10 protein-coding genes are annotated in these 12304 nt (G+C 72.4%); 5 read left to right on the top strand and 5 right to left on the bottom strand.

Translation table 11 applies throughout. From position 1 onward, the window contains the following. The first annotated feature begins 35 nt into the window (after nt 1-35). Both EV190_RS13100 and EV190_RS13095 read left to right on the top strand, forming a co-directional pair. Nucleotides 36-704: a response regulator transcription factor gene (locus EV190_RS13100; RefSeq protein ID WP_133741832.1), complete on the top strand. Its 669-nt coding sequence runs from the start codon at nt 36-38 to the stop codon at nt 702-704. A gap of 26 nt (nt 705-730) precedes the next feature. Further along, complete coding sequence (locus EV190_RS13095; protein WP_133741831.1) at nt 731-2011, top strand: sensor histidine kinase; 1281 nt, start codon at nt 731-733, stop codon at nt 2009-2011. Nucleotides 2012-2119: 108 nt separating this feature from the next. On the opposite strand, the gene EV190_RS13090 is transcribed toward EV190_RS13095, so the two are convergent. The 5 genes from EV190_RS13090 to EV190_RS13070 all read right to left on the bottom strand — a co-directional run bounded on the left by EV190_RS13090 (nt 2120) and on the right by EV190_RS13070 (nt 8695). Then, nucleotides 2120-2770: an MBL fold metallo-hydrolase gene (locus EV190_RS13090; RefSeq protein WP_133741830.1), complete on the bottom strand. Its 651-nt coding sequence runs from the start codon at nt 2768-2770 to the stop codon at nt 2120-2122. Beyond that, complete coding sequence (locus EV190_RS13085) at nt 2771-3856, bottom strand: S-(hydroxymethyl)mycothiol dehydrogenase (protein ID WP_133741829.1); 1086 nt, start codon at nt 3854-3856, stop codon at nt 2771-2773. A 97-nt stretch (nt 3857-3953) separates the two neighbouring features. After that, nucleotides 3954-4964 carry an adenylate/guanylate cyclase domain-containing protein gene (locus EV190_RS13080; RefSeq protein WP_133741828.1) on the bottom strand — a complete coding sequence of 337 codons (1011 nt, stop codon included), beginning with the start codon at nt 4962-4964 and terminating at the stop codon, nt 3954-3956. Between the two features lie 208 nt (nt 4965-5172). Next, complete coding sequence (locus EV190_RS13075) at nt 5173-6009, bottom strand: biotin--[acetyl-CoA-carboxylase] ligase (protein ID WP_133741827.1); 837 nt, start codon at nt 6007-6009, stop codon at nt 5173-5175. Between the two features lie 85 nt (nt 6010-6094). Then, nucleotides 6095-8695 (bottom strand): phosphoenolpyruvate carboxylase, encoded by a 2601-nt coding sequence (locus EV190_RS13070; RefSeq protein ID WP_279536619.1) that lies wholly within the window; start codon nt 8693-8695, stop codon nt 6095-6097. A 346-nt stretch (nt 8696-9041) separates the two neighbouring features. Between EV190_RS13070 and EV190_RS13065 the strand changes: the two genes are divergently transcribed. The 3 genes from EV190_RS13065 to EV190_RS13055 all read left to right on the top strand — a co-directional run. Next, complete coding sequence (locus EV190_RS13065; RefSeq protein WP_133741826.1) at nt 9042-10646, top strand: acyl-CoA carboxylase subunit beta; 1605 nt, start codon at nt 9042-9044, stop codon at nt 10644-10646. Beyond that, on the top strand, nt 10646-10891 hold the full coding sequence (locus EV190_RS13060; RefSeq protein ID WP_133741825.1) for an acyl-CoA carboxylase subunit epsilon: 246 nt from the start codon (nt 10646-10648) through the stop codon (nt 10889-10891). Before EV190_RS13065 ends, EV190_RS13060 begins: the two co-directional genes overlap by 1 nt. A gap of 135 nt (nt 10892-11026) precedes the next feature. Continuing rightward, nucleotides 11027-12304 (top strand): acetyl-CoA carboxylase biotin carboxylase subunit (locus EV190_RS13055; RefSeq protein WP_133741824.1); only part of this gene is annotated, 1278 nt, incomplete at its 3' end.

The following is a 12304-nucleotide window of genomic DNA, read 5'->3' as shown; positions in this document are numbered from 1 at the left end:
CGGGAAATCGTCGCAGTCGTCTTACGATCGGCTGCATGACCTGCGTTTTGCTGGCCGAAGACGACACTTCGATCTCCGAGCCGCTGGCCCGCGCGCTCCGCCGGGAGGGCTACTCGGTCGACGTCACCGTCGACGGCGTGGACACTCTCGAACGCGCCCGGGCGGGCGACGTGGACCTGCTCGTCCTGGATCTGGGGCTGCCGGAGATGGACGGACTCGAAGTAGCCCGGCGGCTGCGCTCGGAGGGGCACGGAACCCCGATCCTGATCCTCACCGCCCGGGCCGACGAGGTCGACACCGTCGTCGGCCTGGACGCGGGGGCCGACGACTACGTCACCAAGCCCTTCCGGCTGGCCGAGCTCCTGGCCAGGGTCCGGGCCCTGCTGCGGCGCGGCGGCGGAGAGGTTCCCGTCGTGCACGGGGTGCGCATCGACAACGACTCGCGCCGCGCCTGGCTGGGCGAACGCGAACTCCAGCTCACCACCAAGGAGTTCGACCTGCTGCGCGTCCTCGTGCGCGACGCCGGCAAGGTCGTCACCCGCGAGCAGATCATGCGCGAGGTGTGGGACACGAACTGGTGGGGGTCGACCAAGACCCTCGACATGCACATCTCCTGGCTGCGGCGCAAGCTCGGGGACGACGCGAACCAGCCCTCCTACATCACGACCGTGCGCGGCGTCGGCTTCCGCTTCGAACGGGAATAACGCCCGGGGTGCGATGATGGGGTGCTATGCGGAGGCGGATGCTCTTCTCCACCCTCGTGGTGGCCATCATCGCGGTGATGCTGCTCGGGCTGCCGCTCGGAGCACTGACCTACCAGCAGGTGAACAGCGACAACTCCGCGCGGCTGCTGCGTGAGGCCGAACTGATCGCGACCGAGGCCGACGCCCAGCTGGAGATCGACGGGCGGGTCGACGTCGACTACTTCTCCGCCGTCTATCCGCAGCGCTACATCGAGATCTCCCCCCCGGGCGCGGCCACCGTGTCCACCGGCGGCTGGGAGTACGACCCGCGCGACCCCGACACCGCCGCCTCGCTGAGCGCCTCGGCCACCTCCGCGCGCGGCTCCGTGGTCGTCGTGTGGCGCGATACCAACGGCGTGCGCGAGGACATCATCAGCGCGTGGCTGGGGATCACGTCGCTGTCCCTGCTGGCCATCGGCGTCGCGGTGGGCCTGGCCATGCTCCAGGCGAGGCGACTCACCCTGCCCCTGGTCGACCTCGCCGCGACCGCCGAACGGCTGGGCTCGGGGGTGGCCACCCCGTGGGGGCACCGCTACGGCATTCCCGAGGCGGACGCGGTGGCCGAGGTGCTGGACCGCAGCGCCGAGCGCATCGCCAGCCTGATCTCGACCGAGCGGCACTTCGCCACCGACGCCTCCCACCAGCTGCGCACCCCGCTGACCGCGCTGTCGATGCGGCTCGAGGAGATCCTCGCCGAGGCCGACAAGCCCGAGGTCGTGCGCGAGGAGGGCGAGGCCGCGCTCGCCCAGACCGAACGGCTCGTGGAGATCGTGGAGAGCCTGTTGGGGCGGGCCCGCCGGACCCAGAACCCCGAACTGGAGCCGGTCGACATCGACGAGGTGATCGAGCAGTTCGTCGAGGAGTGGCGCCCGGTCTTCACCCAGGCCGGACGCAAACTCCAACTGGGCGGGAAGGAGGGGTTGACCGCCATGACGGTGCCCACCGACCTCTCCCAGATCCTGGCGACCCTGGTGGAGAACGCCTTCAAGCACGGCGCCGGAACGGTGACCGTGAGCCGCCTGGAGACCGGGCAGTCGGTGCGGATCGAGGTGAGCGACGAGGGCGAGGGCATCCCCCAGGAGCTGTCCCCGCGCATCTTCGAGCGCGAGGTGACCAGTGGCAACGGCACCGGGCTCGGGTTGTCCCTGGCCCGGCACATCGCCGAGTCCGAAGGCGCGCGGGTGGAGTTCGTGCAGTCCAAGCCCACGACCTTCGCCCTGTTCCTCCCCACCGGAACCAGCCCCGCCCGGGCGACCGGCCCGGTGTGACACCGGAAGCGGACGACCCGACCGCGGTCCTCCCACCGATCGTGGCCTTTCCGGGGGCCTCGACCGCCTCCGAGGCCCCGGCGGGGCCACGATCAGCGAGAAGACTTCCTAGTGCCCCCTGCGCACCCACTCCTCCAGGTGCGGTGCCTCGTCGCCGATCGTGGTGGACTCGCCGTGACCGGTGTGCACGACGGTCTCGGGCGGCAGGGCGAGCAGCCGCTCGCCGATCGAGGAGATGATCGTCGGGAAGTCGGAGTAGGAGCGCCCGGTGGCGCCGGGGCCGCCCTTGAACAGGGTGTCCCCGGTGAACACCACCCCCAGTTCGGGCGCGTGCAGGCAGACGGCGCCCGGGGCGTGGCCGGGCGTGTGCAGCACCTCCAGTTCGACGCCCCCGGCCCGCAGCCGCTCGCCCTGCAGCAGCGGGGCGTCGGGCTCGCGCTCGGGGTACAGCATGCTCCACAGCACCGCGTCGTCGGGGTGCAGCAGGATCGGCGCGTCGGTGAGGTCGGCCAGGGCCGCCGCCGCGTTGATGTGGTCGTTGTGGGCGTGCGTGCACACGATCGCCATCAGTTCCCGGTCGCCCAGCGCCCGGGCGATCGCGGCGTGGTCGTGGGCCGCGTCGATCACGACGGCGGTGTGCTCGTCACCGACGATCCAGACGTTGTTGTCGACCTCCCACTCCCCGCCGTCGAGCCGGAAGACCCCGGAGGTGACCAGCTTTCCGATCGGGATCGAGGATGTCCCGGTGTCCTCGGCCATCTACAGGATCACCACCGATCGCAGAACCTCGCCGCGGTGCATCTTGTCGAACGCCTCCTCAACGTCGTCCAGGGCGATCTCCTCGGACACGAACCGTCCGAGGTCGAGTCGGCCCTGCGTGTACAGGTCGATGAGCATGGGGAAGTCGCGGGACGGCAGGCAGTCGCCGTACCAGGAGGACTTGAGCGCCCCGCCGCGGCCGAACACGTCCGGCAGCGGCAGGTCGAGGCGCATGCCCGGGGTGGGCACGCCCACCAGCACCACCGTTCCGGCCAGGTCGCGCGCGTAGAACGCCTGCTCGTAGGTCTCGGGGCGGCCGACCGCGTCGATGACGACGTCGGCCCCGTGGCCGCCGGTGAGCTCGCGGATCGCCTCGACCGGGTCGTTCTCGCGGGAGTTGACCGTGTGCGTGGCCCCGAAGTCGCGCGCCCACTCGAGCTTGCGCTCCTCCACGTCCACCGCGATGATCCGCGCCGCGCCCGCCAGCCGCGCACCCGCGATCGCGGCGTCGCCCACCCCACCGCAGCCGAACACCGCCACGGAGTCGCCCCGGGTGACGCCGCCGGTGTTGACGGCCGCGCCGATGCCCGCCATCACCCCGCACCCCAGCAGGCCCGCGACCGCCGGACTCGCCTCGGGGTCCACCTTCGTGCACTGCCCCGCCGCCACCAGCGTCCTCTCGGCGAACGCGCCGATGCCCAACGCCGGTGTGAGCTCGGTTCCGTCGGCCAGCGTCATCCTCTGGGACGCGTTGTGCGTGTCGAAGCAGTACCAGGGGCGTCCACGGCGGCACGCCCGGCACACCCCGCACACCGCGCGCCAGTTGAGGACGACGAAGTCGCCGGGCGCGACCTCGGTGACGCCCGGGCCCACCGCCTCCACCACCCCGGCGGCCTCGTGCCCGAGCAGGAAGGGGTAGTCGTCGTTGATCCCGCCCTCGCGGTAGTGCAGGTCGGTGTGGCACACCCCGCACGCCTGGACCCTCACCACCGCCTCGTTCGGCCCCGGATCGGGGACGATGATCGTCTCGATCGTGACGGGCGCCTTCTTCGTCCGAGAGATGACCGCCCTGGCCTCGTACGGCATGCCGTCCTCCTTCACGTTCGGCCGGAACACCGGCCCTACCAACATGCCCGACCGGCCCCGGAAACGAGAAGTCCTCCGCCGGGCCTGTGGACAACCATTACCCCCTCTGCGGCGCCGACGCCTCGAAGCTCCGCCGCAGCGCGTACGGCTGGAGCTGTCCGAGGCCGTGGGCGTGGCGGGCGCGCACCGCCACCACCTGGTAGGCGGACTCGTCCTTGAGCAGGGCCGCCAGCGCGTCGTCGACCAGGACGGTGCCGGGCCGGGCGAAGGAGGTGAGGCGGCTGGCCCGGTTCACGGTCGTGCCGAACACGTCGCCGAGCACGGCCAGCACCGGGCCGTACGCGATTCCGACCCGCACGTCGGGAACCTCGACATGGGTCTTGACGCCGTCGGCGAGCTGGAGGGCGATCTCGGCGGCCTGGCCCGGGGTGTCCGTGACGTAGAGGATCTCGTCGCCCAGCGTCTTGACCACCCGCCCCCCGCTGGAGGCGACGATGTCCGCCGACGTGGCCTCGAACCCCTCCACCACGTCGGCGAGGCCCACCTCGTCCAGTTCCCGGCTGAGGGTGGTGAAGGAGACCAGGTCGGCGAAGCCCACCACGAGCGGGAAGTAGTTGGGCGAGACGTCCTCCTTCTGCCCCAGGACCGCCAGGCTTCGCGAGGCCGACGCGGCGAGCTGGCGCCGCCATATGTGCACGAGCAGCTTCTCGACGTCGGGCAGCAGCTTTCCGGCCAGGCCCACCAGCGACCCGAGGTCCTTCTCGTCGGGCTCCTCCTCGGGGGCGTAGGAGAGGGTGCTGAGGATGCTGGTCTGCCATTCGGCGAGCCTGGTCATCGTCTGGCCCATGGCCCGGGCCAGCCGGACCGCGGCGTCGTCGTCGAGCAGGCCGCTGCTGAGCAGCCCCGCCGTGATGCGCAGGGCCTCCACGTCGCTGTCGGTGAAGGCGGGCGCCTCGTCGCCGCGCGCGGCGAAGCCCAGTGCCCGCCAGACGCGGGCGGCGAACTCCGGGGACGCCCCCGAGAGCCGGACCGCCTCGTCACGGGTGTACCGCGCCTCGCCTCCCAACAGGACGGCTTCGATCTCCTTGGGGTCGGGACGCGACGGCATCTGTTCTCTCGTGTTCGGGTTCGGGGCGGCGGGAGGGTGCCCGCCGGGCGTGGGTCAGCGTGCGCGTCCCGAAACCGGTTCCGGATGCGCATGACTGCCGGTTTAGCCTCTCCGGGGCACCCCCGTCAAGGAAAACCCGTCCGCCGCGCCCGCGCGGGAGGGCCCGTCCCGGCCGTTCGAAGCGGCGCGGGCGGCGGAGCGGCGGTGTTCAGCCGCCCGGACGGACGTGGACGACGTCGCCCGCGCTCAGGTGCGTCCCGGTCCCGTCGGCGGCGCGGACGGTGAGGCGGCCGTCGGCGTCGACCCCGGTGGCGGCGCCCTCCAGCAGGCGGCCTCCCGGCAGATGCGCCCGCACGGCCCGGCCGATGGTGGCGCAGCAGTCGCGGTACTCCTCCGCCAGGCCGGCGGCCTCGGCGTCGCCGCCGTGCCCGGTCCAGGCGGCGTACCGCTCGGCGAAGGCCCGCAGGACCGCCCGCAGCAGCGGGTCGCGATCCACGCAGGGCGCGTCGGCCACGGTGAGCGAGGTCGCGGTGGGAACCGGGAGCTCGTCCTCGGTCTGGGAGACGTTGATCCCCGTGCCGACCACGACCGCGGCGCCCTCCGGACCGGTCACGGCCTCGGAGAGGATCCCGGCGAGTTTGCGGTCGCCCAGCAGCACGTCGTTGGGCCACTTGAGCGAGGCCCCGACTCCGGCGACCCGCTCCAGGCCGCGCACCGCCGCGACCCCCGTGATCAGCGGAAGCCAGCCGTACCGGTGGGGCGGGACCCCGGGACGCAGCAGCACGGAGAAGGTCAGCGCCGCCCGCGCCGGCGTCTCGAAGGTCCGGTCCAGCCGCCCCCGCCCGGCGGTCTGGTGCTCGGTGACCAGAACGGTTCCCTCAGCGGCGCCGCCCCGCGCCCGCGCGGCCAGCTCGGTGTTGGTGGACCCCGTCGACGCGGTGACGTCGATCCCGGTCCACAGCGCGCCGGGCCGCACCAGCGCCCGTTCCAGCGCCGCCTGGTCCAACGGCGGCCGGTCGAGGTCGGAGTACGGCGAGGAAGGCATGCCCCCATTCAACCGTCCCGGCGGGGGTGTCCCCGCCCGGCTCCCCGTTCTCGGGAGCCGGGCGGGGCGCGTTCGCGGCGACGGGTCAGCCCGTGTTCTGCAGACCGGCCGCCACCCCGTTGACCGACAGCAGGAGCAGGCGCTCCAGGTGGCTGCGGTCCTCGGCGGAGAGCCGCTCGGCCTCGTCGGTGCGCAGGGCCTCCAGCGCGCGCAGCTGGAGGTGCGACAGCGCGTCCACGTACGGGTTGCGCAGGTCCACCGCGCGGGACAGGACCCGGCGGTTCTCCAGCAGGCGGGTGTGCCGGGTGACCTTGAGGACCAGGTCCCGGGTGCGGTCGTACTCGGCGAGCACCCGCTCGGTGAGCTCGGACCGGGAGCCCAGGGTGAGGTAGCGCTCGGCGATCACCCGGTCGGTCTTGGCCAGGCTCATCTCGGCGTTGTCCAGCAGCGATGCGAACAGCGGCCACTCGGTGTAGGCCGCGTTCAGCTGGTCGAGGTCCTCGACGGCGGCGAGACCGCTGCCCAGGCCGTACCAGCCGGGCAGGTTGACGCGGGTCTGGGTCCAGGCGAACACCCACGGGATGGCGCGCAGGTCGTCCAGGCCGGTGGCAGCCGAGCGGCGGGCCGGGCGCGAGCCCAGGCGCAGCTCGCCCAGCTCCTCCAGCGGGCTCACCCTGGAGAACCACTCGGCGAAGCCCTCGGTGTCGACCAGGTCGCGGTACGCGGTGTGCGCGGCCTCGGCCACCCGGTCGGCGACGTCGCGGAACCTCGCGGCGGCCTCGGTCGCGCGCTCCTGCACGGTGTCGGTGGAGGCCATCAGCACCGCGTGCCCGACCTGCTCGATGTGCCGGTGGGCGATCGCGGCCTGGCCGTAGCGGGCGAAGATGACCTCCCCCTGCTCGGTGACCTTGAAGCGGCCGTCCACCGACCCCGGGGCCTGGGCCAGCACGGCCCGGTTGGCGGGACCGCCGCCGCGGCCCAGCGCGCCGCCGCGGCCGTGGAACAGGGTGAGCTTGACGTCGTTCTCCCGCGCCCACTCGGCGAGCTGGGCCTGCGCGTCGTACAGCCGCAGGGTGGCGCTGACCGGGCCGACGTCCTTGGCCGAGTCGCTGTAGCCGAGCATGACCTCCAGGCGGCGGTCGGTCTCCTCCAGGCGGCGGCCGACGCCCGGCAGCTGGAGCATGCCGTCGAGCACGCGCGGGGACGCCTCCAGGTCCGCGCCGGTCTCGAACAGCGGGATCACGTCCAGGACCGGGGCCTTGCCGGCGGGCAGGGCGTACTCGGCGAGCTCGTAGACGGCGGCGACGTCCTCGGCGGACCGGGTGAAGCTGACGATGTAGCGGCGGCACGCCTCCACGCCGAAGCGCTCCTGGATCCAGGCGATGACCCGCAGGGTGGCCAGGACCTCCTGGGTCGTCTCCGAGGGCGTGTCGCCCGCGCGCAGCTCCGCCAGCGCGGCGGCGTGCACGGCGCTGTGCTGGCGCACCTCCAGCTCGGCCAGGTGGAAGCCGAAGGTCTCGGCCTGCCAGATGAGGTGCTGGAGCTCGCCGTAGGCCTGCCGGACGGCGCCGGCGGCGGCCAGCGACTCCTGCACCACGCGCAGGTCGGCCAGGAACTCCTCTGGACCCGTGTAGGCGAGGTCGGCGTCGCGTTCGCGGGTGGCGCGCAGCCGCTCGGCGGCCAGCAGCAGGAGCTGGCGGTGCGGCTCGTTGGGCGAGCGCTTCGCGATCTCGTGCATCAGGCGCGGGTACCCCGCCTTCGCGGTGGCGAGGGTGTCGCGCAGGTCTCCGCTGGCCGGAGTGAGGTTGCCGTACTCGGTGTGGGTGCGCCCGATGCGGGCGCAGGCGGTCTCCAGCCCGCGCAGCACGTGCTCGGACTGGATGGTGATCGCCTCGCGGGTCACCTCGTGGGTGACGAACGGGTTCCCGTCGCGGTCGCCGCCGATCCAGCTCCCGTAGCGCACGAACGCCTTGGCCAAGGGGGGCCGCTGCCCGCTGCGGACCGGGTCCAGGGCGCTGTCCAGGGTCCGGTAGACCTCGGGGATGATCCGGAAGATGGTCTCGTCGAAGGCGGCCAGCGCGGTGCGCACCTCGTCCAGCGGGTCCATCTTGGTGTAGCGCAGTTGAGAGGTTCGCCACAGCAGGTCGATCTCCTCGATCAGCCTGCGGTGCGCGTCGGCCTCGACGCTGCTGCCGGGGTGGGCCCCCCGGAGCCGTTCCAGCTGCTCACTGACGCGCAGGATGGACGTGGAGACGGCGCGGCGGCGCGCCTCGGTCGGGTGCGCGGTCATGACCGGGTGGAACTCCATGCCGTCCACGAGCCCGCGCAGGCGGTCCTCCCCCGCGTCCTCCCGGATGGAGCGCACGGCGGCGGCCAGCGACTCGCGCGGCGGGTTGTCGGCGTCGTCCCGCTCGCGCAGGGAGCGGATGCGGTTGTGCTCCTCGGCGAGGTTGACGAGGTGGAAGTAGACGGTGAAAGCCCGTGCCACCTGCTTGGCGCGCTCCAGTGGCCACGAGGCCACGAGGTCGGTGATCTCCTTGCCGTCGACAGAGCCGTCGCGCGCGCCGATGACGGCGCGCCGCAGGCGTTCGACGTCGTCGAGAAGGTCGTCGCCGCCGCTTTCGGCGAGCACGGAGCCGAGCATCTCGCCGAGAAGGCGGACGTCACCGCGCAACTGGTCGGGCATCTCCTGGCGGGCACTGTCACGTGTCATGGCGAAAACGATACCCAGATTGGTCTAGCCCATTTGGGACCCGGGGTCCGGTTGGGGACTTTCTCCGGGTCGCGGCCCGGATCGGCCCGGCAGCCGGGCCGCAGAGGCGACGGCGGACGGGGGCCGGGGCGGACGCCCGGCCTCCCGGGGCGGCCTCCCGAGAGGCGGCGGGTGGGGCGGGCGGAGCGGGCAGACCGAATGCGAACCGAACGCAACTCGGTCAAGAACACTTCTCTGACCTGCGAATACTTGCACTTACCCATAAGTAACACGGATTTCCTCACCTGGCCGTACACCGGCAGGACTACCCTGATGTCCTATGGCGACCCAAGCCCCTGAACCACTGCCCGCGGCACAGATCGACATCCGCACGACCGCGGGCAAACTCGCGGACCTGCAGCGCCGCCGCTACGAGGCGGTCCACGCGGGATCCGAGCGAGCCATCGAGAAGCAGCACGCCAAAGGCAAGATGACCGCCCGCGAGCGGATCGACGCCCTCCTGGACCCGGGCTCCTTCGTGGAGTTCGACGCTCTCGCCCGCCACCGTTCGACCAGCTTCGGCCTGGAGAGGAACCGCCCCTACGGCGACGGGGTGGTCACCGGCCACGGCACGGTCGACGGCCGCCCCGTCGCGGTGTTCAGCCAGGACGTCACGGTCTTCGGAGGCTCCCTCGGCGAGGTCTACGGCGAGAAGATCGTCAAGGTCCTGGACCACGCCCTCAAGACCGGCTGCCCCGTGGTCGGCATCAACGAGGGCGGCGGGGCGCGCATCCAGGAGGGCGTGGTGGCCCTCGGCCTCTACGCCGAGATCTTCAAGCGCAACACGCACGCCTCCGGCGTCATCCCGCAGATCTCCCTGGTCATGGGCGCGGCCGCGGGCGGACACGTCTACTCCCCCGCCCTCACCGACTTCACCGTGATGGTCGACCAGACCTCCCAGATGTTCATCACCGGCCCCGACGTCATCAAGACCGTCACCGGCGAGGACGTCTCCATGGAGGAGCTGGGCGGCGCGCACACCCACAACTCCAGGTCCGGGGTCGCCCACTACATGGGCGCCGACGAGGCCGACGCCCTGGAGTACGTCAGGACGCTGCTGTCCTACCTGCCCTCCAACAACCTGGAGGACCCGCCGGTCGAGGACGCCCCGGCGGACCTGGAGGTGACCGGGACCGACCTGGAACTGGACTCCTTCATCCCCGACTCGGCCAACCAGCCCTACGACATGCACCGGGTCATCGAGCACGTCGTCGACGACGGCGACTTCCTGGAGGTCCAGGGGCTGTTCGCGCGGAACATCGTCGTGGGCTACGGGCGGGTGGAGGGCCACCCGATCGGCATCGTGGCCAACCAGCCGATGAGCCTCGCCGGGTGCCTGGACATCGACGCCTCGGAGAAGGCCGCGCGCTTCGTGCGCACCTGCGACGCCTTCAACGTCCCGGTGCTGACCCTGGTGGACGTGCCCGGCTTCCTGCCCGGCACCGACCAGGAGTTCAACGGCATCATCCGGCGCGGCGCCAAGCTGCTCTACGCCTACGCCGAGGCCACCGTCCCGCTGATCACGGTCATCACCCGCAAGGCGTTCGGCGGCGCCTACGACGTCATGGGGTCCAAGCACCTGGGCGCCGACGTCAACCTGGCATGGCCGACCGCGCAGATCGCGGTGATGGGCGCCCAGGGCGCGGTGAACATCCTGCACCGGCGCGCCCTGGCCGCGAGCGACGGCGTCGAGGACACCCGCGCCCGGCTCGTCTCCGAGTACGAGGACACGCTCCTCAACCCCTACAGCGCCGCCGAACGCGGTTACGTGGACGGCGTCATCATGCCCTCGGAGACCAGGACCTCGGTCGTCAAGGCGCTGCGCGCCCTGCGCGGCAAACGCAAGCAGCTGCCGCCCAAGAAGCACGGGAACATCCCCCTCTGATGGCCGCCGACGAGACCCGGCCGCGCCCCGCCCCCTTCCTGCGGGTGGTGCGGGGCGACCTCAGCCCCGAGGAGACCGCGGCGCTCGTCGCGGTCCTGACCGCGCGCGCCCAGGCCAAGCGGGCCGCCCGCGACGCGGCCGCGCCGCCCGCCCCCCGCTCGGCCTGGCGCGACCGCTCCCGCCTGGTCCGGCCGGAGCTGCGACCGGGGCCCGGCGCGTGGCGGAGCAGCTTCCGCCCGGGATGACACCCCCGTTCCCGATCCGACCACCAGTCCGCCCGCGGTCCGGCGCCCTCAGCGGCACCGGGCCCGCCGTCCCCAGACTTCCCGCATACATCGGTGCCGAGCCGGCCGATCCCGCTCCAGGAGGAATGTCCGACCGTGCGTAAAGTTCTCATCGCCAACCGGGGCGAGATCGCGGTGCGAATCGCCCGCGCCTGCCGCGACGCCGGCCTGACCAGCGTCGCCGTCTACGCCGACCCCGACCGCGACGCCCTACACACCACCACCGCCGACGAAGCCCACGCCCTGCACGGCACCACCCCCGCCGACACCTACCTCAACACCGACAAAATCCTCGCCATCGCCACCCGCACCGGCGCCGACGCCATCCACCCCGGCTACGGCTTCCTCGCCGAGAACGCCGACTTCGCCCACGCCGTCACCACCACCGGCCTCACCTGGATCGGCCCACCCCCCACCGCCATCACCACCCTGGGCGACAAGATCCAGGCCCGCCACATCGCCCACAAGGTCGGCGCCCCCCTCACCCCCGGCACCCCCGACCCCGTCACCGACCCCGACCAGGCCCTGGCCTTCGCCCGCCACCACGGCCTGCCCATCGCCATCAAAGCCGCCCACGGCGGCGGCGGCCGCGGCCTCAAAGTCGCCCGCACCCTCGAGGAGATCCCCGCCCAGTTCGACTCCGCCGTCCGCGAGGCCACCGCCGCCTTCGGCCGCGGCGAATGCTTCGTCGAACGCTACCTGGACCGCCCCCGCCACGTCGAAACCCAATGCCTGGCCGACACCCACGGCACCGTCGTCGTCGTCTCCACCCGCGACTGCACCCTGCAACGCCGCCACCAGAAACTCGTCGAGGAAGCCCCCGCCCCCCACCTCACCCCCGCCCAGGACCGGCTCCTGCGCGACGCCTCCAAGGCCATCCTGCGCGAAGCCGGCTACACCGGCGCCGGCACCTGCGAATTCCTCATCGGCCAGGACGGCACCGTCTCCTTCCTCGAAGTCAACACCCGCCTCCAGGTCGAACACCCCGTCACCGAAGAGATCACCGGCATCGACCTGGTCACCGAAATGCTGCGCATCGCCGACGGCCACCCCCTGGGCTACGACGACCCCGCCCCCCGCGGCCACTCCATCGAGTTCCGGATCAACGCCGAAGACCCCGGCCGCGACTTCCTGCCCGCCCCCGGCACCATCACCACCCTCACCCTGCCCGGCGGCCCCGGCATCCGCGTGGACACCGGCTACCAGACCGGCGACACCGTCCCCCCCGCCTTCGACTCCCTCATCGCCAAACTCGTCGTCACCGGCGCCACCCGCACCCAGGCCCTGGCCCGCGCCCGCCGCGCCCTCACCGAACTCCACGTCGGCGGCATGCCCACCGCCACCCCCTTCCACCAAGCCGTCCTCACCGACCCC

The sequence above is a fragment of the Actinorugispora endophytica genome, from assembly GCF_004363075.1.
Classification (GTDB): Bacteria; Actinomycetota; Actinomycetes; order Streptosporangiales; family Streptosporangiaceae; genus Actinorugispora; species Actinorugispora endophytica.
Note: the sequence above shows the minus strand (reverse complement) of the source record. Positions and strands in the feature narration are given on the sequence as shown.